22 protein-coding genes are annotated in these 21,642 nt (G+C 77.2%); 6 read left to right on the top strand and 16 right to left on the bottom strand.

Going from position 1 to position 21,642, the window contains the following annotated elements; translation table 11 throughout:
• Window positions 1–262: 262 nt before the first annotated feature.
• The 3 genes from E5225_RS04050 to E5225_RS04040 form a co-directional block, all read right to left on the bottom strand.
• Window positions 263–1,825, bottom strand: coding sequence for a S1C family serine protease (locus tag E5225_RS04050; protein ID WP_243738156.1), 1,563 nt, complete (start codon window positions 1,823–1,825; stop codon window positions 263–265).
• A gap of 91 nt (window positions 1,826–1,916) precedes the next feature.
• Window positions 1,917–3,827 carry a 2-succinyl-5-enolpyruvyl-6-hydroxy-3-cyclohexene-1-carboxylic-acid synthase gene (menD, locus tag E5225_RS04045; protein WP_243738160.1) on the bottom strand — a complete coding sequence of 637 codons (1,911 nt, stop codon included), beginning with the start codon at window positions 3,825–3,827 and terminating at the stop codon, window positions 1,917–1,919.
• Window positions 3,827–4,804 carry an o-succinylbenzoate synthase gene (locus E5225_RS04040; protein WP_135972918.1) on the bottom strand — a complete coding sequence of 326 codons (978 nt, stop codon included), beginning with the start codon at window positions 4,802–4,804 and terminating at the stop codon, window positions 3,827–3,829. The genes menD and E5225_RS04040 overlap by 1 nt, the downstream gene beginning before the upstream one ends.
• Before the next feature lie 67 nt (window positions 4,805–4,871).
• On the opposite strand from E5225_RS04040, the gene E5225_RS04035 reads away from it, so the two are divergent.
• Window positions 4,872–5,855 carry a 1,4-dihydroxy-2-naphthoyl-CoA synthase gene (locus tag E5225_RS04035; protein WP_135972919.1) on the top strand — a complete coding sequence of 328 codons (984 nt, stop codon included), beginning with the start codon at window positions 4,872–4,874 and terminating at the stop codon, window positions 5,853–5,855.
• Window positions 5,856–5,884: 29 nt separating this feature from the next.
• Here the strand turns inward: E5225_RS04035 and E5225_RS04030 are convergent, their stop codons facing one another.
• Window positions 5,885–6,094, bottom strand: a complete 210-nt coding sequence (locus E5225_RS04030; RefSeq protein ID WP_135972920.1) for a hypothetical protein — start codon at window positions 6,092–6,094, stop codon at window positions 5,885–5,887.
• A gap of 152 nt (window positions 6,095–6,246) precedes the next feature.
• Window positions 6,247–7,356, bottom strand: coding sequence for a DUF3048 domain-containing protein (locus tag E5225_RS04025; protein WP_135972921.1), 1,110 nt, complete (start codon window positions 7,354–7,356; stop codon window positions 6,247–6,249).
• Between the two features lie 172 nt (window positions 7,357–7,528).
• Here E5225_RS04025 and menE point away from each other — a divergent pair, with 172 nt between their 5' ends.
• Window positions 7,529–8,698: an o-succinylbenzoate--CoA ligase gene (gene menE / locus E5225_RS04020; protein WP_135972922.1), complete on the top strand. Its 1,170-nt coding sequence runs from the start codon at window positions 7,529–7,531 to the stop codon at window positions 8,696–8,698.
• Between the two features lie 90 nt (window positions 8,699–8,788).
• Window positions 8,789–9,658 carry a 1,4-dihydroxy-2-naphthoate polyprenyltransferase gene (locus E5225_RS04015; RefSeq protein WP_135972923.1) on the top strand — a complete coding sequence of 290 codons (870 nt, stop codon included), beginning with the start codon at window positions 8,789–8,791 and terminating at the stop codon, window positions 9,656–9,658.
• A 5-nt stretch (window positions 9,659–9,663) separates the two neighbouring features.
• Here E5225_RS04015 and E5225_RS04010 read toward each other — a convergent pair whose 3' ends face one another.
• Window positions 9,664–9,975, bottom strand: a complete 312-nt coding sequence (locus E5225_RS04010) for a DUF4229 domain-containing protein (RefSeq protein ID WP_135972924.1) — start codon at window positions 9,973–9,975, stop codon at window positions 9,664–9,666.
• A gap of 96 nt (window positions 9,976–10,071) precedes the next feature.
• Here E5225_RS04010 and E5225_RS04005 point away from each other — a divergent pair, with 96 nt between their 5' ends.
• Window positions 10,072–10,428: a PLDc N-terminal domain-containing protein gene (locus E5225_RS04005; RefSeq protein WP_135972925.1), complete on the top strand. Its 357-nt coding sequence runs from the start codon at window positions 10,072–10,074 to the stop codon at window positions 10,426–10,428.
• 31 nt (window positions 10,429–10,459) lie between these two features.
• On the opposite strand, the gene ccsB is transcribed toward E5225_RS04005, so the two are convergent.
• The 6 genes from ccsB to E5225_RS03975 form a co-directional block, all read right to left on the bottom strand.
• A complete protein-coding gene (gene ccsB, locus E5225_RS04000; protein WP_135972926.1) occupies window positions 10,460–11,494 on the bottom strand; it encodes a c-type cytochrome biogenesis protein CcsB in 1,035 nt (344 codons plus the stop codon).
• The gene (gene resB / locus E5225_RS03995; RefSeq protein ID WP_135972927.1) at window positions 11,494–13,293 is read right to left on the bottom strand and encodes a cytochrome c biogenesis protein ResB; all 1,800 of its coding nucleotides are present in this window, start codon (window positions 13,291–13,293) and stop codon (window positions 11,494–11,496) included. The genes ccsB and resB overlap by 1 nt, the downstream gene beginning before the upstream one ends.
• 7 nt (window positions 13,294–13,300) lie before the next feature.
• Entirely contained in the window at window positions 13,301–14,209 is a 909-nt protein-coding gene (locus E5225_RS03990) for a cytochrome c biogenesis CcdA family protein (protein WP_279536530.1), read from the bottom strand.
• On the bottom strand, window positions 14,206–14,862 hold the full coding sequence (locus E5225_RS03985) for a TlpA family protein disulfide reductase (protein WP_424945126.1): 657 nt from the start codon (window positions 14,860–14,862) through the stop codon (window positions 14,206–14,208). Before E5225_RS03985 ends, E5225_RS03990 begins: the two co-directional genes overlap by 4 nt.
• A gap of 1 nt (window position 14,863) precedes the next feature.
• Window positions 14,864–15,520, bottom strand: coding sequence for a histidine phosphatase family protein (locus E5225_RS03980; protein WP_135972928.1), 657 nt, complete (start codon window positions 15,518–15,520; stop codon window positions 14,864–14,866).
• Between the two features lie 84 nt (window positions 15,521–15,604).
• Entirely contained in the window at window positions 15,605–16,144 is a 540-nt protein-coding gene (locus E5225_RS03975; RefSeq protein ID WP_135972929.1) for a MarR family winged helix-turn-helix transcriptional regulator, read from the bottom strand.
• Window positions 16,145–16,283: 139 nt separating this feature from the next.
• Between E5225_RS03975 and E5225_RS03970 the strand changes: the two genes are divergently transcribed.
• Window positions 16,284–16,832: a YceI family protein gene (locus tag E5225_RS03970; RefSeq protein WP_135972930.1), complete on the top strand. Its 549-nt coding sequence runs from the start codon at window positions 16,284–16,286 to the stop codon at window positions 16,830–16,832.
• A gap of 103 nt (window positions 16,833–16,935) precedes the next feature.
• On the opposite strand, the gene E5225_RS03965 is transcribed toward E5225_RS03970, so the two are convergent.
• Window positions 16,936–17,550, bottom strand: coding sequence for a redox-sensing transcriptional repressor Rex (locus tag E5225_RS03965; RefSeq protein WP_243738157.1), 615 nt, complete (start codon window positions 17,548–17,550; stop codon window positions 16,936–16,938).
• Window positions 17,551–17,675: 125 nt separating this feature from the next.
• Window positions 17,676–18,023, bottom strand: a complete 348-nt coding sequence (locus E5225_RS03960) for a glutaredoxin family protein (RefSeq protein ID WP_341765570.1) — start codon at window positions 18,021–18,023, stop codon at window positions 17,676–17,678.
• Window positions 18,024–18,177: 154 nt separating this feature from the next.
• Between E5225_RS03960 and E5225_RS03955 the strand changes: the two genes are divergently transcribed.
• Window positions 18,178–18,999: an HAD family hydrolase gene (locus tag E5225_RS03955; protein ID WP_424945127.1), complete on the top strand. Its 822-nt coding sequence runs from the start codon at window positions 18,178–18,180 to the stop codon at window positions 18,997–18,999.
• Between the two features lie 39 nt (window positions 19,000–19,038).
• On the opposite strand, the gene E5225_RS03950 is transcribed toward E5225_RS03955, so the two are convergent.
• Together E5225_RS03950 and arfA are read right to left on the bottom strand one after the other, a co-directional pair.
• Entirely contained in the window at window positions 19,039–20,085 is a 1,047-nt protein-coding gene (locus tag E5225_RS03950; RefSeq protein WP_135972932.1) for an arabinan endo-1,5-alpha-L-arabinosidase, read from the bottom strand.
• Entirely contained in the window at window positions 20,082–21,596 is a 1,515-nt protein-coding gene (gene arfA / locus E5225_RS03945; RefSeq protein ID WP_135972933.1) for an arabinosylfuranosidase ArfA, read from the bottom strand. The genes E5225_RS03950 and arfA overlap by 4 nt, the downstream gene beginning before the upstream one ends.
• Window positions 21,597–21,642 lie beyond the last annotated feature (46 nt).

Here is a 21,642-nt window from a genome sequence, read left to right as displayed (position 1 = left end):
CCGCCCGGCTCCTGGGCCCCTGGGCCCCTGCCCCCTGGGGACCGTGAGCGACGGGTCAAGACGCACGCGAGGGCCCGTCGTGGGAGGGGACGCCCACGACGGGCCCTGCTGTCCCGCCGCCGCGGGGGGTCGGCGACGGGGGCGGGCGTGCGCCCCGCGGCAGCGGCGCGCAACCCGGGTCGGTGCGGCCGGGCCCTCGCGGACCCGGCCGGGGCCCGACACGTCAGCCCGGACACGTCAGGCCGGGGTCAGGCGGGGGGCGTCAGCCCTGACCCTGCTGCTGGAACCACTCCCACAGCTCCTCCGGGGTGAGGCCGCCGGGCAGGTCGCCCGGGCCCTGGCCCTGGCCGCCCTGGTCACCCTGGCCGCCCTGGTCCGGGCGCCCGTCCTGCTGGTCCGGGTCGGTGGTCAGCTGGTCCGGCCGGGTCGAGAGGGTCACGTCGAGCTCGGTGGTCTCGTCGCCCCGCACGACCGTGAGGGTGATCTCGTCACCCGACGACAGCGAGCGCACGAAGGCCGTGAGGGACTCCGCGCCGCCCACCGGGTCGTCCCCGATCGCGACGATGACGTCCTGCGGCTGCAGGCCCGCCTCGGCGGCCGGCGAGCCCTCCTGCACGCTCTCGACGACGGCGCCGCGGCGCGTCACGCCGTCCGCCGCCGCCGTGCCGTCGGTCATCGTCACGCCGAGGAAGGCGTGCTCCGCCTGACCGTCTTCGATGAGCTGCGCCGCGACGTTCTTCATCAGGTTCACGGGGATGGCGAAGCCGAGGCCGATCGAGCCGGACTGCTGCGAGAGCGTCGCGATCGACGACGTGATGCCGATGACGCGGCCCTGCGCGTCGAACAGCGGGCCCCCGGAGTTGCCGGGGTTGATCGCGGCGTCGACCTGGATCGCGTTCGTCACCGCCGCCTCACTGCGCGCGTCCTCCTGCGTCGAGACGGGGCGGTCGAGCGCCGAGACGATGCCGGTCGTGACAGTGTTCGCCAGGCCGAGCGGGTTGCCGACGGCCATCACGGGCTCGCCGACCGTGACGTCGTCCGAGTCGCCCAGGGCGGCGGGCTGCAGGTCGTCCGGCGCGTCGACGATGCGCAGCACGGCGAGGTCCGTCGCGACGTCCGTGCCGACGACCTCGGCCTCGAAGATCCGGCCGTCGGTGAGGGTCACGGTCACCTCGCCGCCCTCGGCGGCGGCGGAGACGACGTGGTTGTTCGTCACGACGTGCGCGTCGTCGTCGATGATCACGCCCGAGCCCTGCGACCCGCCCTGCTGGGTCTGCACCTCGATCGCGACGACCGACGCACGCACGGCCGCGGCGACCGCCTGCCAGTCGGGGTCCTCGGCCGACGAGCCCGCCACGGGCACCTGCTCGGTCTCCGAGCGGCCGATGTCCGCGAGCGAGGCGCTCTGCTGCCCGTCCGCCGCGAGCGGACCGTCGTCGGCCGTGAACGCCGCGACGACACCGCCGCCGACGAGGACGCCCGTCACGGCCGCGGCCGTCGCCCAGACCCACGGCCGGGGCCGCTTGCCCTCGGACGGCGCGGACGGAGCGGCGTCCGCGGACGGGGCCCACGGGTCGGCGGGGCCGCGGCCGGAGCCGCCACCGGTCGCACCGGGGCCGAACGACGCGCCGGGCTCGTGACCGGACGCACCGTGGGCGCGCTGCGCGGCGTCCCAGCGCGCCCACTCCTGGGCGGGCGAGAGGCGCTGCGCGGGATCCGCCTGCTGCGCCGGCGGCGGCGTCGCGCCGGTCGCGGGGAGCGGCTGCGTGGGGTGGTCCTGCGGGTGGGCGCCGCCGGGTCGCGGCTGCTCGGGCGTCGTGGTCATGGCTGCCTCCTTGTCGGCCTCCATTCCAACCCCGGCGGCTGGGACCGGCCTCCCGAGTGGCTGAGAACTTCCTGGACGCCCCGGGCAACCGTCAGCCGAGAGCGTCGAGAGCGGCGGACGCGGCCGCCGCCACGTCGGCCGCGAGCCGCTCACCCAGCGCGCGACGCTGCGCGCGGTCGACCCGCACCTCGACCACGCTCACGCCCGTGCCCGGCGCCGCGAGCGCCGGGAGGAGACCCTCGGCGTCGACGACCCGCGTGTGCCGCACGCCGTACGCCGCGCACAGCGCCGCGAGGTCGACCCCGTGCGGCGTGCCGAAGACGCGCTCGAACACGTCCGCCCGCCGCGGCTCACCGTGCTCGAGCGTGGTGAACACCGACCCGCCGTCGTCGTTCGCGACGACGAGCTGCAGGTCGACGGGGTGCTCGAGCGGACCGCGCAGCAGCCCGCCGACGTCGTGCAGGAAGGTCAGGTCGCCCAGGTAGGCGCGCACGCGACGGTCCGGCAGCGCCAGCGCGACGCCGGTCGCGGTCGAGACGGTGCCGTCGATGCCGGCGAGCCCGCGGTTGGCCAGCACGAGCGGGGCGACGTCCCAGCGCGCGACCAGGTCGAGGTCGCGCACGGGGTTCGACGCGCCCACGACCAGCGCGTCGGTCGGCGTGCTGGCGCGGGCGACCGCCCGGGCCAGCGCCGGTCCGGTGACGCGCTGGCCGCTGCGGGACCGGGGGGCGTCCTCGGGGACGTCGAGCAGGGCGTCCACGGCGTCGCGCGCGGCGGCGTCGGCGGCGCGCCACGCGTCGAGCCACCCGGCGGGCGCACCCGCGCGGCCCTGACGCATGCGCGCGGGCAGCTCGAGCAGCACCTGGGCGGCGTTGCGGCCCGCGTCGGGCCAGTCCGTGCCGCGCGGCGCGACGACGACGAGCTCGACGTCCGCCCGCGCCAGGAGGCGCTGCACGGGGCGCGACAGCGTCGGGCGGCCGAGCACCACCACGCGTCCCACGCGGCCGCCGAGGCGCTCCTCCCCGAGGAGCAGCCGGTACGCGCCGATCGCCGTCGGACCCTGCCGGGCACCCGAGGACGGCTCCGCGAGCAGCGGCCAGCCGTTCGCCTCGGCGAGGCGGCGAGCGGCCGGGCCGGCCCCGTCGCCCGCCACGACGACGGTGGGCACCGGGCCGCGCGCACGGCGGGCGGGGCGCCCCGTCGCCTCCGCCGGGGTGTCGTCGGCGGCGACGACCGGCAGCACCCCCGTGACGAGGTCGGCGGGCTCCGCCGGCACGGACCGGGTGGCGACGTGCGAGAGCCCGGCCTCGCCCGGCACCGGCCAGGGCGCGTCGTCCGGCACGAGGGGGTCGCGGTACGCGAGGTCCAGGTGCACCGGTCCCGGGTCGCCCGAGCGCGCGCCGGTGGCGGCCGCGAGCGCGCGGGAGACCACGCGCCGCAGGTCCCGGTCCTCGCCGGGGCGGCCGGTCGGTGCCGGCACGTCGACCGCGAGGCGCACGGCCTCGCCGAACAGGCGCGCCTGCTCGGTCGTCTGGTTCGCGCCCGTGCCGCGCAGCTCGTGCGGGCGGTCCGCCGTCAGGAGCACGAGCGGCAGGCCCGCGTGGTGGGCCTCGAGCACAGCGGGGTGCAGGTTGGCGACCGCCGTCCCGGACGTGGTCACGACGGCGACCGGCCGGGGCGCGGCGGGCGTCGGGTCACCGGCACGCGCGGGCTGCCCCGACGCCTTCGCGAGGCCGAGCGCGAGGAACCCGGCGTCACGCTCGTCGACGCGCACGTGCAGGCGCAGCGCCGGGGCGCCCGCGGGGCGGTCCCCGTCGGGCCGCGCCGCGTCGGCGAACGCGTACGCCAGCGGTGCGCTGCGCGACCCCGGTGCGAGCACGACGTCCCGCACGCCCAGGGCCGCGAGCGCCTGCACGAGCACGCGCGCGGCCGCCGCGGACGGCGGACCGGGGTGCGGGGTGGTGCGGGGGGCGTCGTCAGGGCCGGGCGTCACGGCGGTCATCATGCCTGAGCCCGCCCTCGGGCCCGCGCGCGCACGGCGGTCACGCGCCCCTCCCAGCGGGCCGCGAGCCCGGGGTCCGCCGCCGCGGCGGCGACCAGGTGCTCCGCCGGCTCCGGGCGGCGGACCGCGATCACACCGTCGACCGGCAGCAGCGGGTCGTCGACGAGGTCGGCGGCGAGCAGCTGCGCGGTCGCCAGCCCGCACGCGTACGGCAGCTCGGGCAACGCGGCGGCCAGGGCCAGGCCCGCCGCGAGGCCGACCGACGACTCCAGCGCCGACGACACGACCACCGGCAGGTCGAGCTGCTCGGCGAGGCGCAGGCACGCGCGCACGCCGCCGAGCGGCTGCACCTTGAGCACGACGACGTCGGCGGCGTGCCGGCGCGCGACCGCCAGCGGGTCGTCGGAACGGCGCACGGCCTCGTCCGCCGCGAGCGGCACGTGCGTGCGCCGGCGCAGCGCGGCGAGGTCCTCGACGCCCGGGACCGGCTGCTCGGCGTACTCGAGCCCGCCGGCGGCGCGGTCCAGCGCCGCGAGGCGGCGCACCGCCGTGTCGACGTCCCACGCCGTGTTGGCGTCCACGCGGATCGCGCCGTCCGGGCCGAGCGCGTCGCGCACGGCCTCCAGCCGCGCCTCGTCCTCGCGCGGGTCCTGCCCGGGCTCGGCGACCTTGACCTTGGCGGTGCGGCACCCGCGCGAGCCCGTGACGATGCGGTGCGCCTGCTCCGCCCCGACCGCGGGCACCGTGACGTTCACCGGCACGTGCGTGCGCAGCGGGTCGGGCCAGCCCTCGTCGGCCGCCTCGCGCGCCGCGCGCCACCACCGCACGGCCGCCGCGTCGTCGTAGTCCCAGAACGGGCTGAACTCCGCCCACCCCGAGTCACCGCGCAGCAGCACGCCGTCGCGGCGGACCAGCCCGCGGAATCGGGTCCGCAGGGGGACGGACCACACGCGGACGTCGTCGGCACCGGGGAGCACGGGCCCAGGCTAGGTCGGTCCCGTGGCGCGCGCCGGACGCGGGGCGGGGCGCGGCTAGGGTGACCGGGTGACAGCACCTGCCGGACCGGCCCCCCTGCCGGCACGCGTCTCCGACACCTTCGACCCCGCCCGCTGGCGCACCGTCGAGGGGTTCGAGCACCTCACCGACATCACCTACCACCGCGGCCACGCGCGCCCGACGCCGGCCGAGGCGGCCGCCGGCGCGACGGCCCGTGACCTGCCGGTGGTGCGCGTCGCGTTCGACCGGCCGGAGGTGCGCAACGCGTTCCGCCCGCACACGGTCGACGAGCTGTACGCGGTCCTCGACCACGCCCGCACCACCTCCGACGTCGGCACGGTGCTGCTCACCGGCAACGGGCCGAGCCCCAAGGACGGCGTCTGGTCGTTCTGCTCCGGCGGCGACCAGCGCATCCGCGGGCGGGACGGCTACCGGTACGCCGAGGGCGAGACCGCCGAGGCCATCGACCCGGCGCGCGCCGGACGGCTGCACATCCTCGAGGTGCAGCGGCTGATCCGCACGATGCCGAAGGTCGTCGTCGCCCTCGTCGGCGGCTGGGCCGCCGGCGGCGGGCACTCCCTGCACGTCGTCGCCGACCTGACGATCGCGAGCCGCGAGCACGCCCGGTTCATGCAGACCGACGCGAACGTCGGGTCGTTCGACGGCGGGTACGGCTCCGCGCTGCTCGCGCGCCAGGTCGGGCAGAAGCGGGCCCGGGAGATCTTCTTCCTCGCGCGGGAGTACTCCGCCGAGCAGGCGTACGCGTGGGGCGCCGTCAACGACGTGGTCGACCACGCGGCGATCGAGGACGCCGGCCTGGAGTACGCGCGGATCGTCGCGACGAAGTCGCCGCAGGCCGTCCGCATGCTCAAGTTCGCGTTCAACCTGGCCGACGACGGCCTCGCGGGCCAGCAGGTGTTCGCGGGCGAGGCGACGCGGCTGGCGTACATGACGGACGAGGCGGTCGAGGGCCGCGACGCGTTCCTGCAGCGGCGCGAGCCCGACTGGTCGGGCTTCCCGTACGCCTACTGACGGCCGCCGCCGGCCCGCGGCGCGGTGCGTCAGCTCGGCGTCGCCCAGGACGCGAGGTCGACCAGCGTCGCCAGGACGGCGCCGCCCCCGACGAGCAGGGCGACGAGCACGAGACCGGAGAGCACGACCACGACGGCGGAGCGCACGGAGTGGTCCTCGGGGACCGTGACGCGCGGACCGGGGCCGCGGGGGGCGATGCGCGGGGCGGACGGGAAGCGGTGCGGGGCGGTGGTGGCCATGCCCCCAGCCTCCGCCGGGCGGGTGCCGCGCGGCGTCGGCCTGCGGGCCCGTCCCGACCCTCGGCGGGTGCGCCCGCGGGGGTGCGCACGTCGTCCCGGAGGACGACGCCCGCGACCCGACGTCCGCCCGGGGTCTGCCGCCGTCCGGGGAGTCAGGAGACGGTGAGCGACCCGGAACCGCCGGGCACGAGCTCGACCCAGGTGTTCCCCGGTGCGAGGCGGGCCTCGGAGCCGTCGGCGTGGAAGAGACGTAGGGGCTGGTCCTCGGCGTCCTTGCGCCAGCGCACCGCGACCGTGCGCCCGGCGGTCGCCACGACGGCGTCGCCCTCCCCGACGAGCTCGTACGTCGGCACGGGGGCCCCGCCCTGCGCGCCGAACTGCGTGTTCGGGTGCGGGGCCGTGACCGCCACGACGTTCACGGCCGACAGCTGCGCGCCCGTCGCGGCCGTCGCGGGCGACGAGCCCTCGTACCGCAGCCACGCGCCGCGGCCCTCGTCCCACGTCCAGGACGGGTTCGACTGCCCGGACAGGCGGAACGCGAGCCGGGACGCCGGGGTGCCCGCGACGACGGCCGCCGCCTGCTCGGGCCGGCGCGCGAACGCGAACTGCTCGGCCGGCGCCGTGCGCCCCGCCTCGGCGATGCCCCACCACGTGGCCGGGCTGCCGTAGACGTTGTGCGGCGCCGAGCGTCCGCCGATGCGGTACAGGCCGGGGGCGCCCGCGTCGTGCGACACCTCCTGCAGGCCCGAGCGCGCGACGAGGTCGAGGATGCCGGGCTGGCCGCCGGAGTACACGAGCAGGCCGTGCGTCGGTGCCAGGACGGTCGGGTCCATCGGCCGCACCGAGCGGATCGGGCCGACCTCGTCGGGCACCTGCGAGTGGTAGACCGCGATCAGCCGCGACACCTCGAACTCGACGACGGTCTCCCACACGACGTCCGCCTGCTCGAGGCCCGACTGCGGGCGCGCGACCGCCGTGTTCTCGATCTTCACGGCCAGCGCCGGGCGGGGGTCGGGCTCGCCCGCGACGCCCGTCAGAGGCCACGTGGGCGGCACCTCGGGAGCCGGCGCGGGCGCCTTCGCCGGGGCGATCGAGGGCGCCAGCGTCTCGGTCGGCGGCGCGGGGGCGGCGGTCTGCGTGCCGCACGCCGCGACGGTGAGGGACAGCGCGACCGTCAGCAGCGCCGCCGCGCGCGGCCGGGCAGCACGACCCCGTGCCCGCGTGCCCCGTCGGACCGGTGCCGTCGCCGTCGTGCGTCCCATGCGTGCTCCGATCCTCGGGCGGCCCGTCGCCGCGTCGTGCCGGTCGGGCGGTCGCCCGGTGCTGCCACCTGCGCCGCCCACGGTCCGGTCCACGCGGGCGCACCGGACCGCCCGACACTCTACGGCGGACCGCGCGCAGGTCACGGCCGCCACCCCGGCCTAGGCTGGGCCCGTGGACCGACCGCTGCGCGACGTCCCCGCGCACGCGGGGTCCCTCCAGGCATCGCTGCCCGCGGCGCTCGCCGGCGACGGGCCGGCCGTCCGCGCGCTCGACCCGCAGGTCGGGGCCGGCAGGGGCGGCGCGTCACGCGTCCCCGCGGACGTGGCCGTCGTCGTGCGCACCTCGGGCTCGTCCGGGCAGCCGCGCGACGTCATGCTCACCGCGGACGCCCTGCGCGCGTCCGCCGCCGCGACGGCGGACCGCCTCGGCGGGCACGGCGCGTGGCTGCTCGCGCTGCCGGTCCACCACGTCGCCGGCCTCCAGGTCGTCGTCCGGTCGCTGCTCGCGGGCCGGGAGCCGACCACGCTCGACGACGGGCCGTTCCGGCCCGCCCTGTTCACCGCCGCGGTCGCGCACCTGCGCGCGGCCGAGGGCCCGCACTACACCTCGCTCGTGCCGACGCAGCTCGTCCGCGTGCTCGAGGACGAGGACGCGACCGCCGCGGCGCGCGCGCTCGACGCCGTGCTCGTCGGCGGTGCGGCGTCGTCCCCGACGCTGCTGGCCCGGGCCCGTGCGGCGGGGGTCCGCGTCGTCACGACCTACGGCATGACCGAGACGTGCGGCGGCTGCGTGTACGACGGCCGGCCGCTCGACGGCGTCGAGATCGCCGTCGACGCCGCCGAGCGCGTGTCCCTGACCGGCCCCGTCCTCGCGGCGGGCTACCTCGGGCGCCCGGACCTCGACGCGACGACGTTCGTCGAGGTCGGGGGGCGTCGCTGGCTGCGCACCGCCGACCGCGGCCGGTTCGACCGCGGGCTGCTGCAGGTGCTCGGGCGGCTCGACGACGTGCTGGTCACGGGCGGCGTCAAGGTCGACCCCCTCGCCGTCGAGACTGTCGTCGCCGCCCACCCGCTCGTGCGCGAGGTCTGCGTGGTGGGGGTCCCCGACCAGCACTGGGGGCAGTCGGTCGTCGCGGTCGTCGTCACCGAGGGCGGTGCCCAGCCGTCGCTGACGGAGCTGCGCTCGTCCGTCGCGGCCGTGCTCGGGCCGGCGAGCGCGCCCCGGCAGGTGCTCGTCGTGGACGCACTCCCCCTGCGCGGTCCGGGCAAGCCGGACCGCCGGGCCGTCGCCCGGACGGCGACGGCCCTCATGGCGCGGCGCTCCCCCGGCCCCGGCGGCTGACCGCGCCGCATCCCGGCCGGCGGCGCCCCGGTCCGCCCGTCCCTCTCCCCGTCCGCCCGGGCCACCGGCCCGCCCACCCGCAGGAGCACGATGGCCACGCCGTCCGACTGGGTCGCCGGTGCGCGTCCCCGCACGCTGCCCGCCGCGGTCGCACCCGTCCTCGTCGGCACGGGTGCCGCCGCCCAGCTCGGCGACGCACGGATCGGCCGCGCGCTGCTGGCCGCGGGCGTGGCCCTCGCGCTGCAGGTCGGGGTGAACTACGCCAACGACTACTCCGACGGCGTGCGCGGCACCGACGTCGACCGGGTCGGCCCGGCGCGCCTGACGGCGTCCGGCACCGCCCGGCCCGCCCAGGTGCGGGCGGCGGCGTTCGCCGCGTTCGGCGTCGCCGGCGTGCTGGGCGTGTGGCTGGTCGCGCTCACGGGCGAGTGGTGGATGCTCGCGGTCGGCGCCCTCGCGGTCGTCGCCGCGTGGACGTACACCGGCGGGCGCCGGCCCTACGGGTACCTCGGCCTCGGCGAGGTGGGCGTCTTCGTCTTCTTCGGGCTCGTCGCCGTGCTCGGCACGACGTACACGCAGGCCGGGCGCCTGTCGTGGCCCGCGTGGGTCGGTGCGGTCGCGATCGGCCTGCTGGCGTGCGCGCTGCTCATGGTGAACAACCTCCGCGACGTGCCGACCGACGCGCTCGTCGGCAAGCGGACCCTCGCCGTGCGGCTCGGGGAGCACCGGGCGCGGCGCGTCTACGCGGTGCTCGTCGTGCTGCCCGTGCTGCTCGCGGTCGTGTGCGCGTTCGCCTCGCCGTGGTGCCTGGTCGTGCTCGTGCTGCTGCCGCCGGCGGCCGTGCTGGCGGCCGTCGTGCTGCTCGGCGCGCGGGGCCGGGCGCTCGTGCCCGTGCTCGGGGGCACGGGCGCGCTCGAGCTGGGGCTCGGCGTCTTGCTCGGGCTCGGTCTGGCGGTCTGAGGACGTCAGGACGGGTCGCGGCGCGGGGGCTCGTCGGTGGCGGCGTCCGGGCGCACCGCGTCGACCTGGGCGTCCTCGGCGGCCGCGTCGTCCGCGGCGTGCCCGCGCGCGCGCCCGGCGCGGCGCTCCTGCGCGCGGTGCGCGAGGTGCAGCGCGGCGGCGTCCCGCGGGCCCGCGAGCAGCACGTAGGACAGGCCCCACGCGAGGAACGCGGCGAGCAGCGGCGCGAGCCAGGACTGCATGCCCGCCCACCACAGCACCGCGGTCGCGAGGGCGAAGAGGGCGAGACGCAGCAGGGAGTAGACGAGGACCGGCACGGCACCAGGGTAGGTCGCCGAGCGCGGCGTCCGGTCCGCGGGGACCGGTCCCCGCGCCCGCCGGGTGCAGTCCCGTGGCGCGTCTAGTCTGAACGGGTGCTCAGGTACCTGCTCCTCCTCGTCGCCGTCGGCCTCGCCGTGTACTGCGTGATCGACGTGCTGCGCAGCGACGAGCGGACCCGGCGCGGCCTGCCGGCGCTGCTCTGGCTCGCGGTGGTCGTCCTCGTGCCGGTCGTCGGCGCGCTGACGTGGCTGCTGCTGCGACGCGCCGGGGACGGCGCAGGGCCCGGCCCGCGCTCGCGTCCCTCGCGGCCCGTGGCGCCCGACGACGACCCCGACTTCCTGCGCCGGCTGGACGAGGAACGGCGCCGGCGCCAGCGCGAGGCCGGCGGCCACGCCGACGCGGACGGTGCCGACGGCGGCACCGGGGGCGGTGACCCCACCCCGACCTGACCGGCGGGCCGGCACAGGGGGGACCGACGGGTCAGAGCCCGGAGTACGAGTGCTTGCCGTCGACCAGCAGGTTGATGACGGTGAAGTTGGCGATCACGACCGCGTACCCGACGTAGACGAAGTACGCGGCACGGCGCCCGCTCCAGCCGCGCGTCGTGCGCGCGTGCAGGTAGGCCGCGTAGACCACCCACGCGACGAACGTGCCGACCTCCTTGGGGTCCCAGCCCCAGTAGCGCCCCCACGCGTGCTCGGCCCAGATCGCGCCACCGATGAGCGTGAACGTCCACAGGACGAAGCCGATGGCGTTGAGCCGGAACGACTGCGCCTCGAGGCGGCGGGCGTCCGGCACCTGCTCGAGCCACGCGAAGCGCGGACCCGTGACGCGCAGCGGCGCGAGCCACCGGCGCAGGCCGTCGGCGGCCCGCCACGGGCGCTCGAGGTGGGAGCGTCCGGACGCGCGCGAGTCCCGCAGGACCTGCAGGACGGCCGCGGCGAACGCGACCGTGAAGACGCCGGTCGCCGCGATCGCGACGCCGACGTGCAGGACGAGCCAGTAGCTGTCGAGCGCGGGCTGCACCTCGTCCGCCTGCACGTGGAAGACGAGCAGCGCGACCGCGAGCCCCAGCACGGCGATGCCCATGACGAGCACCGCGAGGAACGCGACGGTGCGGCGGCGCTGCACGACCGTGAGGACGGCGACCGCGACGAGGACGCCGACGATCGCGAACTCGTACATGTTGGCGGTGGGCCAGCGGCCCGCCGCCAGGCCGCGCGTGACGACGCCGGCCAGCAGGAGGAGCAGACCGAGGCCCGTGGTGCTGCGCGCGATCCCCTCGGCGCGGGTCCGGCGCGGTGCGGGGGCCGCGGGGTGCGAGGCGTCGGCCGGCACGTCGACGGGGGCGCCGCCCGCGGCGTCGAGCTGCTGCGCCCGGGACGCACGGCCGCGCTGGGCAGCCTCCGCGACGCGCGACATCTCGATCGTCCACGCCACGAGCGCGAGCGTGAACGCGGTGGCCGCGCCCCACACGAGCAGGTCGCTGACCTGCGCCAGGGCCGTCTGGTCCATCACACGCCTCCAGGTGCGGGCGCCGCGGTGGGCGCCTCGTCGTCGCGGTCGGTGCCGCCGTGCTGCGGGGCGACCGGCGGGTCCGCGGTCGCGTCGGCCGATCGGTCCGCCGGTCGTGGCGCCGGTCGGTCGGTCGGTGCCGGGCCGAGCACCTCGGCGAGCACGCGGTCGAGCTCGGGCTGCAGCCCCACGTCGTCCCCTCGGGCGAGCCCCGCGGCGTCGACCACTGTACCGGCGCCCGTGCCGGCACCCGCGGGTGCGAGCCGCAGCCACAGGCGCCGCCGGGGCGCGAACAGGGACACCGTGAGCCCGGCGAACGCGAGCAGCGAGAACACCAGGACGCCGAGCAGCGCGGGGTCGTGGCGCAGGTCGAGCGCGACGAACCGCGGCAGGTCCTCGAACGTCAGGGTGCCGAGGCCGTCCGGCAGCTCGACGGTCTCGCCGGGGCGGGCGTACACCGTCAGGTCCTGGCCGGCGTCGTCGGTGACCTTCTCCATGCGGGACTCGTCGAGCCGGTAGACGTTCTGCGGCACGCCGGTGTCGAGGCCCAGGTTCCCCCGCCACACCGACAGCACGAGCAGCGGGTCCGTCGGCTGCGGGTCCGACGAGCGCCACCAGCCGGGCACCCACTCCTCCGCGGTGGGCAGCAGGTAGCCGACGAGGCCGACCTGGTCCTGCCCGCCGGAGACGTCGGGGACCTTGATGACGCCGCGCGACGTGTAGACCTCGTCCTCGGGCAGGAACGGCACGGCGCCGGCGAACGCGACCTCGCCCGCGGCGTCGCGGACGGTGACCTGCGGCGCGTAGCCGTTGCCCTGCAGGTAGATCTTGGCGCCGCCCGCGGTGAGCGGGTGGTTCACCTTGATGGTCCGCTCCTGCGGGGCCTCGCCCGGCTCGGTCACCGTGACGTACGCGGTGAAGTCGCGGGACTGCAGCGTGTCGGGGTCGAACCGCGACTCGAAGTCGTCCAGGCGGAGCGTGAAGGGGTCGAGGTCCGCCGGGTCGAAGGCGGCGCCGCGCTCGAACGTGTCGTAGCCGGCCTGCACGTTCGCGAAGCCGGTGCCCTGCACGACGATGGCCTGCCCGCGGAAGTGCAGCATCTCCCCCGTCGCGACGCTGACCAGCAGGCCCACGAGCGCGAGGTGGAAGAGCAGGTTGCCGGTCTCGCGCAGGTAGCCGCGCTCCGCGGAGACGGACCACGTGCCGGCGCCCTCGTCGTGCACGTCGACGCGGTACGACGGGACGAACGGCAGCCACGAGGGGCCACGCCGCAGCACCCGCGCGGTGCGCTCGGCCACCGCCCGGGGGGCGTCCGTCGACGCGCCCTCGCCGCGTGCGGGGAACCGGGCCAGGCGGCGCGGGGTGCGCGGCGGGCGGCCGCGCAGCGCGGCGAGGTGGACGCGCGTGCGCGGCAGGATGCAGCCGACCAGCGAGGCGAACAGCAGCAGGTAGATCGCGCTGAACCACACCGACGCGTAGACGTCGAAGAACCCCAGCCGGTCGAGCCAGGCACCGGCGGACGGGTGCGCGTCGAGGTACTCGACGACGGCCGCCGGGTCCTGCGGCCGCTGCGGGAACACCGTCCCGGGGACCGCCGCCACGGCGAGCAGCATGAGCAGCAGCAGGGCGACGCGCATGCTCGTGAGCTGCCGCCAGGCCCAGCGCAGCCAGCCGACGAGGCCGAGGGCGGGCAGGCCGGCGTCGGGCGCGCCGGGCCGGGGCGCGCCGGACGCGCCCGTGACGTCGCCGTCGGTCGGCGTGAACGCGTCGTCGAGCCCCTCGGGGCGGTAGGTCACCACGTCGGCCTCACAGCACCGGGACGAAGGGGTCGGCGCCCGTCAGGGCGCCCTGGAGCCAGGCGGACCACGTGCCCCACACGCCCGTGAGCAGCGCGAGGCCCAGGACGACGAGCACGCCGCCGCCGACGCGGCGCACCGCGAGCCGGTGCCGGCGCAGCCACGCGAGGAGGCGGTCCGAACGCTGCAGGCCGAGCGCCACGAGGACGAACGGCAGGCCGAGGCCGACGCAGAACACCGCCGCGAGGAGCGCGCCGCGACCGGCCGACCCGCCCGTCAGCGACAGCGTGAGGATGGCGGCGAGCGTCGGGCCGATGCACGGCGTCCAGCCGATGCCGAACGCGACGCCGAGCAGCGGTGCGCCCCACAGTCCGGCGCGGGGCGCGAGGCGCACCCGCCGCTCCCCCTGCGCGAACGGCACGAGGCCGAGGAACGCGAGCCCCATGACGACGGTGACGGCGCCGAGCACGCGGCTCACCGGGTCCTGCCACTGCCACAGCAGGCCGCCGAGGGAGCCCGCGAGCGCGCCGAACGCGACGAACACGAGGGAGAACCCGGCCACGAAGAGGGTGACGCCCAGCAGCACGCGGCGGCGTGCGCCCCGGTCGGCGTCCACGGGGACGGCGTCGGGGACGGGCGCAGCGGGGACCGCGCGGACGGGGCCGGCCGGTGCGGCCCCACCGCGACCGATGCCGACGACGCCGGTCGCGTCGACCGCGCCCAGCACGCGCCGCCGCCCGGCGTCACCCGTCCCCGCCGGCGCGCCCGCGAGCCCGCCGAGCAGGCCGAGGTACCCGGGGACGAGCGGCAGCACGCACGGCGAGGCGAAGGCGACGACCCCGGCGAGCAGGGCCACGGGGACCGCGAGCAGCAGCGAGCCGCTCGCGACGGCGGCACCCAGGTCGGCGGCAGCGGTCACGGCGCCGCCGTGCCCGTCCCGCCGCCCTCGGCGAGCAGGTCGTCGACGAGGGCGCGCAGCGTCGACCCGTCGGCCAGGCCGAGCACGCGGGCGGCGACGCGGCCCTCGCGGTCGAGCAGCACGGTGGTGGGCACGGCGCCCACCGGGACGACGCCCTGCAGCGCCGCGACGGCGGCGCCCTCGGTGTCCGCGATGCTGGGGTACGGGATCTCGAACTCGCGCTGGAACGCCTGCGCGGCGCCCCCGGCGTCCCGCACGTTGATGCCGAGCACGTGCACACCCCGGTCGGCGTAGTCCTGGCTCACGGACACGAGGTCGGGCGCCTCGGCACGGCACGGCGGGCACGCGGCGTACCAGGTGTTGAGCACGACGACGTCGCCGCGCCAGGCGGTGACGTCCTGCGCGCCGCCCTCGTAGTCGGTGCCGGTGAGCGCGAGCGGCTCGCCGCGGTCGCCCGCGGGCCACGTCGTCGTCGACCCGTCGCCGGACTGGTAGCCCTGGCCGACGACGTCGGCCGGAGCCGCCGCGTCGTCGCCGCCGGCCGAGCAGCCCGCGAGCAGCGCGAGGCCGAGCACGGGGGCCAGCACGGCCGACACCGCGAGGCGTCCCGCGCCGTGGCGGGCGGCGCCGTGGCGGGCGGCGGGCCGGCGCACGTCAGGCCCCCGCGACCTGCGAGGCGCCGGGCAGCAGCGACGCGGCGGGCTCGGAGTACCCGATCCCGACGAGCCGGTCCCCGGAGAAGCGGAGCGTGGTGAGGGACGCGAGCGCGCACTGGCGCCGGCGGGGGTCGTGCCACAGCCGGCGGCCCTCGAGCGCGAGCCGGGTGACCCAGATCGGCAGCTGGTGGCTGACGAGGACGGCCTCGTGGCCGCGCGCGGCGTCACGCGCGGCGTGCACGGCGGCCGTGACGCGGTCGACCTGGGCGGTGTACGGCTCCCCCCAGGACGGGCGGAAGGGGTTGCGCAGGTACGGCCAGTGCTCGGGGTGGCGCAGCGAGCCGTCGCCGACGCCGAACGTCTTGCCCTGGAAGTGGTTCTCGGCCTCGAGCAGGCGCTCGTCGGTGACGACGTCGAGGCCGAAGGCCGCGGCGATGGGCGCCGCCGTCTCCTGCGCGCGCTGCAGCGGGGACGCGACGACGGTGACGACGTCGCGGCGCGGTGCGCCCTCGTCGCCCGCGAGCGTGCGGGCGACCAGGTCGGCCATCGCGGCGCCGCGGTCGGACAGGTGGTACCCCGGCAGACGCCCGTAGAGCACGCCGGCGGGGTTGTGGACCTCGCCGTGCCGCATCAGGTGCACCGTCGTGTCGACCATGTGCACAGTGTCGCAAACGCTCCTGGGTGCACCGGGTCCGCGCGACGTGCGCTGCGCCACGTCGCCCCTGCCCCTGGGGCGCGGTCAGACGGCCGGGACCGGCCCCTCGGCCTCCGCGCGCGCCTGCGTGCACGCCGGGGACCGGAGGTGGTCGACGACCACGCGCATCGCGTCGCCGAGCGCGGCGAGCTGGGCGTCGGTGAGCCGGTCCACGAGGTGGGCCCGCACGGACGCGACGTGCCCGGGCGCCGCGGCGACCAGGACGTCCCAGCCGTGGTCGGTCAGGACGCAGTTGACGCCGCGCGCGTCGCAGCGCGCCGGCTCGCGCCGCACGATGCCGGCGCGCTCGAGGCGCGCCGCGGTGTGGGTGAGGCGGCTGCGCGAGTGCGCGAGGTCGCCCGCGAGCTCCGACATGCGCAGCGTCCGGCCGGGCGCCTCGGACAGCCGGACGAGCACCTCGTACTCGGCGAGGGACAGGCCGCTCTGCGCGTCGAGCTCGTGGCCGAGGGCGTCGAGCAGCAGCGCGGTGCCGTCGCGCCAGGCGCGCCAGTGCTGCTGCTGCTCGTCGGTGAGCCAGCGGACCGGGTCGGTGGTCCCGGGGTCGTCGGCGGTGCCGGTGCTCACGTCGTCTCCCCTCGCGCCGGCGGCGCGGTCCTCGTGGGTGCGGCCCTCGCGGGTGCGATCCTCTTGCCAGCAGGCCGCGAGTGTAGTAGTAATCTCAACCAATCGGTACTTGATGTTTCAACGACCTACGGAGGTCCCCATGACCGCTCTCCCCGCCACCCTGCCCACCGGCACCTGGGCCGTCGACGCCTCGCACACGGAGGCGTCGTTCACGGTGCGCCACGCCGGCATCTCCAAGGTGCGCGGCACCGTCGCGGTCACCTCCGGGACGCTGACCGTCGGCGAGGACCTCGAGTCCTCCTCCGTCGTCGTCACGCTCGACCCGTCGACCGTCAGCACGGGTGACGCGACCCGCGACGGCCACCTGCAGAGCGGCGACTTCTTCGACGTCGGGACGCACGGCGAGTGGACGTTCACCTCGACGGCCGTGCGCCCGGCCGGCTCCGACTACGTCATCGTCGGCGACCTGACGGTCCACGGCGTCACGCGGCAGGTCGAGCTCGAGACCGTCTTCAACGGCTCGGCCGTCGACCCGTTCGGCAACACGCGCATCGGCTTCGAGGCGTCGCTGACGATCTCGCGCAAGGACTTCGGCCTCACGTGGAACGCCGCCCTCGAGGCCGGCGGCGTGCTCGTGGGCGACAAGGTGAAGATCGACCTCGACGTCTCCGCGATCAAGCAGGCCTGACGCAGCAGCAGCTGACGCACCAGCACCACCCGCGGGGGCGCGACCGGGCAGGTCGCGCCCCCGCGGCGCGTCCCGTGCAGGGCTCGCCCGCGGCACGTCCGGTTCAGGCCTCGCCCGCGGCGGCCCGGCGCGCCTCGTGGAACGCCAGGATCTGCAGCTCCGAGGCGACGTCCACCGCGCGCACGTCGACGTGCGGCGGGACGCGCAGCGCGGCGGGCGCGAACGTGAGGACGCCGACCACACCCGCCGCCACCAGCCGGTCGCACACGTCCTGCGCGACCGAGGCCGGCGTCGTCAGCACGGCGATCGTCGCCCCCGTCTCCGCGACCACGTCCGCGAGCCGGTCGGCGGGCTGCACGACGAGCCCCGCCACGGTCGTCCCCACGACCCGGGGGTCCGCGTCCACCAGCGCGACGAGGGCGAAGCCGCGCTCCGGGATGCCCGCGTAGTTGGCCAGCGCGTGGCCGAGGTTGCCCACGCCGACGAGCACGACCCGCCGCTCGTCGGCGAGCCCCAGGGCCGCGCGCACCTGCTCGCGCAGGTGCGCCACGTCGTACCCGACGCCACGCACGCCGTAGGAGCCGAGGAACGAGAGGTCCTTGCGCAGCTGCGCCGGCGTCACGCCGACGCGCGCGGCGAGCTCGTCGGACGACGTGAGCACGCCGCCCTCCGCAGCGACGGCCTCCAGCGCCCGCAGGTACCGGGGTAGGCGCGCCACGGTCGCCGGGGGCACCTGCGCCCCACGACCGGACCCTGCGCGACGACCGTCCACGTCGACCCCCCAGCGCACCGGGCGGCACGCCCCGCCCCGTCGCGGGCGCGGTCCCGGCGCCGGACCACACGCTAGGGCCTGGGCGGCCCCGCGGCGAGGGCCCTGAGCAGGCGGCTCTCGTCGACGCGCCAGTACCCGCGGCGCACGCCGTCGACGTCGACCACGGGCACGAGCTCGCCCAGCTCGTCGGCCAGGACGCGCCCGTCCGGCTGCGGGGCGTCGACGTCGACCTCCGCCCACGGCGCACCGGTCGCGGCGCTGACCCGCTGCACCACGGCGCGCGCGTCGTCGCACAGGTGGCAGCCGGCGCGGCCGTAGAGCACGACGCGCGCCTGCGCGGCGGGCACGGGGGCCGGTCCGGCGGGAACCGGGGCCGGTCCGGCGGGGACGGCAGGATCGGGGTGGGGCTGTCCGGTCACGCCGCCACGGTAGGCCTCCGCGTGCGGGGTGCGCACCGCGCGCGGGCGCGGCGCCCGTGCACGGACGCCGCGTCGTTACAGTGGCCGGGTGCACGCGGCGGACGAGACCGGCGAGGGCGCCGTGGTCGGCCCCGACGTGGGCGGCACGGGGCCCGTGCTCGCCGCCACCGTCGAGACGCCGCGCGCCGCGCTGGTCCCCGAGGGCACGCGCGTGGCCGCGTTCTTCGACGTCGACAACACGATCATCCGCGGCGCCAGCGCCTTCCACCTCGCCGTCGGCCTGTACCGCCGCGACTTCTTCCGCAAGCGCGACATCCTCGTCTTCGCGTGGCAGCAGGCGCGCTACCGGGCGTTCGGTGAGGACCGGGAGCAGATCGACGAGGTCCGCTCACGCGCGCTCGCGATCATGCGCGGGCACTCGGTCGCCGAGGTCACGGCGATCGCGGAGGACGTGTACGACGAGGTCCTGAGCCTGCGCATCTACCCGGGCACGCGCGCCCTGCTCGACGCGCACCTCGCCGCCGGGCACGCGGTGTGGCTGGTCACGGCCACCCCGGTGGAGATCGGCGAGCTCATCGCCCGGCGCCTCGGCACGTCCGGCGCGCTGGGCACCATCGCCGAGCACGACCGCGGCTACTACACGGGCCGCCTCGTGGGCGACCTCCTGCACGGCGAGGCCAAGGCGAGCGCCGTCCGGGGGCTCGCCGAGCGCGAGGGGTACGACCTCGCGCTGTGCCACGCGTACGGCGACTCGACGAACGACGTGCCGATCCTGTCGACCGTCGGCAACCCCTGCGCGATCAACCCGGACCGGCGCCTGCGCCGGCACGCCGCCGAGGCCGGCTGGCCGGTGCGCGAGTTCCGGGGCCGGCGCCGCCAGGCCCGCCGCGGCGCGAACGCGGCGAGCCTGGCCGGGCTGGTGTGGGCGGGCGCGGTCGTGGTCCGGGCCGTCCGCCGGCGGCTGACCGGCCGCTGACCGGCCGCTGACCGGTCGCTGCCGCGCCTCGCGGGGGCGTCAGCCGCGGTCCTCGTCCTGCTCCTCCCGCGTGGTCGCGATCGGCCAGCCCTCGTCGTCCCACGCGAGCTCGCGGATGCCGAGGCGGATCTCCCCGCCGGCGGCCGCGTCGTACCAGTGGTGCGCGAGGTACCCGCGCGAGTACGACTCCCCGCCCGGCCCGACCCGGTCCCCGCGCGTGGTGAGCAGGACCTCGCCGCCGTCCGCGGTCATCTCCCGCCCCTCGCGGTCGACGTACGGGCCCGTGACGTCCCGCGACCGGCCGACCGCCGTGCTGTACGTCGAGTCGGAGCCCCGGCAGCAGGAGTCACGCGAGACGAACAGGTAGAACCAGCCGTCGCGCTCCACGAGGGTGGGCGCCTCGATCGCGTTCTCCGCGCCGATGCGGCTCGCGATCGTGACGGGCTCGGCCGCCGGGTCCGCGCGGGTCCCCTCCGGCCACGTGAGCTCGACGAGCTGGATTCCGCCCCAGAACGACCCGAACGCCATCCACGGCGTGCCGTCGACGTCGAGGACGCTGGGGTCGATGGCGTTCCAGTCGTCGCGCCCCGGCTCGGACGCGACCACCTCGCCGTGGTCGGTCCAGGCGAACGCCGGGTCGTCGGGGTCGAGCGTGGGGCTCGTCATGAGGCCGATGAGGGACCGGTTCGAGCCGAACGTCGACGCGGAGTAGTACAGGTACCAGGTGCCGTCGTGCTCGACGACGTCCGGCGCCCAGAAGTTCTGCACCCCGGGGATGCGCTCGTAGACCCAGTGCGGGCGCGACGCGGCGTCCCACACCGTGCCGACGTCCTCCCACGTGCGGCCGTCGTCGTCCGAGCGCCGCACCTGCGGGGAGCCCGCGCCGACGCGGACGTCGCCGGTCGAGAACACGTACCACGGCTCGTCGCCCTCCCCCACGACGAGCGCGGGGTCGTGCGCACGGGTGTCGCCGGCCGGCTCGAGGTCCGTCGCCGCCGGGCCGCCGGAGCCGGGCAGGACGCTCCCGCACGCGGCGAGGGCCGCCGCCGCCCCGAGGGCGACGGCGGCGGTCGCGAGGCGCCTCATGCGCGGGTGCCGAGCCGGACGACGTTCCACGAGACCGGCGGCACCTGCACGCGCAGGCGGCCGTCGGCGACCTCGGCGGTCGGGTTGGTGCGCGGCGCGACCGAGGTGTCGTCGTCCGCGGTGGCCGACCACGTGTGGTCGGGGTTCGCGAGCGACGTCGCCTCGACGAGCCGCAGCCCCGGCAGCGCGCGCAGGTCGACGTCGAGCACGGCCGGCGCGCCCGTCGAGCGGTTGACGGCGAACAGCGTGACGTCGCCGGTCTCCGCGTCGTGCGTGGCGACCGCGTCCACGAGGGCCGCGTCGCCGTAGCGCGCCGTCTCGTACGTGGGCGCGTCGACCGCGACGCGGAGCACCTCGCCCGCGGCGTACCGGGACGCCGCCGCGAAGGGGTGGAAGATCGTCTGCTTCCAGGACCGGCCGCCCGGCTCCGTCATGATCGGGGCGATGACGTTGACGAGCTGCGCGAGCGACGCGGCGTGCACGCGGTCCGAGTGGCGCAGCAGGCTGATCAGCAGGTTGCCGACCACGACGGCGTCCGCCACGTTGTAGCGGTCCTCGAGCAGCACGGGGGCGACCGGCCAGTCGTCGCCGCTCGGCGGGCGCGACTCGGCGCGCCGCTGGTACCAGACGTTCCACTCGTCGAACGAGACGTGGATGCGCTTGCTCTTCTTCTGCGCCGCGCGCACGGCGTCGGCGGTGGCGGTCACCGACTCGACGAAGTGGTCCATGTCGACCGCGGAGGCGAGGAACGAGCCGAGGTCGCCGTCCTCCTCCCAGTAGTAGGCGTGCGCCGAGACGTAGTCGACCTGGTCGTAGGCCTCGGTGAGCACGACGCGCTCCCACTCGCCGAACGTCTCCATCGACGAGCTCGACGAGCCGCACGCGACGAGCTCGATCGACGGGTCCACCATGCGCATCGCCCGCCCGGTCTCCGCCGCCAGCCGGCCGTACTCGTGGGCCGTCTTGTGGCCCGTCTGCCACGGGCCGTCCATCTCGTTGCCGAGGCACCACATGCGCACCCGGTAGGGGTCCGCCGCGCCGTTCGCGCGGCGCAGGTCGGACAGCGCGGTGCCGCCCGGGACGTTGCAGTACTCGAGCAGGTCGACCGCCTCCTGCACCCCGCGCGTGCCGAGGTTCACGGCCATCATCGGCTCGACGTCCGCGCGGGCCGCCCAGCGCATGAACTCGTCGACGCCGACCGTGTTGGGCTCGGTGGAGTGCCACGCGAGGTCGAGGCGGCGCGGACGCCGGTCGACGGGGCCGACGCCGTCCTCCCAGCGGTAGCCGGAGACGAAGTTGCCGCCCGGGTAGCGCACGGTCGAGACGCCCAGCTCGCGCGTGAGCTCGAGGACGTCCGTGCGGAACCCGTCCTGGTCCGCGGTGGGGTGCCCGGGGTCGTGGATGCCCGTGTAGACGCAGCGCCCCAGGTGCTCGACGAAGGAGCCGAAGGTGCGGCGGCGGACGGGACCGACGCGGAACGCCGGGTCCAGGGTGAGGCGGACGGGGATCATGACGGCTCCTGTCGGTCGTGCACCGCCCGCGCGTGCGGGCAGGTCG

It is taken from the genome of Cellulomonas shaoxiangyii (genome assembly GCF_004798685.1).
Classification (GTDB): Bacteria; Actinomycetota; Actinomycetes; order Actinomycetales; family Cellulomonadaceae; genus Cellulomonas; species Cellulomonas shaoxiangyii.
Note: the sequence above shows the minus strand (reverse complement) of the source record. Positions and strands in the feature narration are given on the sequence as shown.

Bases quoted from the DNA above. Each gene is read 5' to 3' on its own strand.
- E5225_RS04050 (WP_243738156.1), bottom strand. From the start codon at position 1,825: ATGACCACGACGCCCGAGCAGCCGCGACCCGGCGGCGCCCACCCGCAG.
- menD (WP_243738160.1), bottom strand. From the start codon at position 3,827: ATGACCGCCGTGACGCCCGGCCCTGACGACGCCCCCCGCACCACCCCG.
- E5225_RS04030 (WP_135972920.1), bottom strand. From the start codon at position 6,094: ATGGCCACCACCGCCCCGCACCGCTTCCCGTCCGCCCCGCGCATCGCC.
- E5225_RS04025 (WP_135972921.1), bottom strand. From the start codon at position 7,356: ATGGGACGCACGACGGCGACGGCACCGGTCCGACGGGGCACGCGGGCA.
- E5225_RS04015 (WP_135972923.1), top strand. From the start codon at position 8,789: ATGGCCACGCCGTCCGACTGGGTCGCCGGTGCGCGTCCCCGCACGCTG.
- ccsB (WP_135972926.1), bottom strand. From the start codon at position 11,494: ATGGACCAGACGGCCCTGGCGCAGGTCAGCGACCTGCTCGTGTGGGGC.
- E5225_RS03980 (WP_135972928.1), bottom strand. From the start codon at position 15,520: ATGGTCGACACGACGGTGCACCTGATGCGGCACGGCGAGGTCCACAAC.
- E5225_RS03970 (WP_135972930.1), top strand. From the start codon at position 16,284: ATGACCGCTCTCCCCGCCACCCTGCCCACCGGCACCTGGGCCGTCGAC.
- E5225_RS03950 (WP_135972932.1), bottom strand. From the start codon at position 20,085: ATGAGGCGCCTCGCGACCGCCGCCGTCGCCCTCGGGGCGGCGGCGGCC.
- arfA (WP_135972933.1), bottom strand. From the start codon at position 21,596: ATGATCCCCGTCCGCCTCACCCTGGACCCGGCGTTCCGCGTCGGTCCC.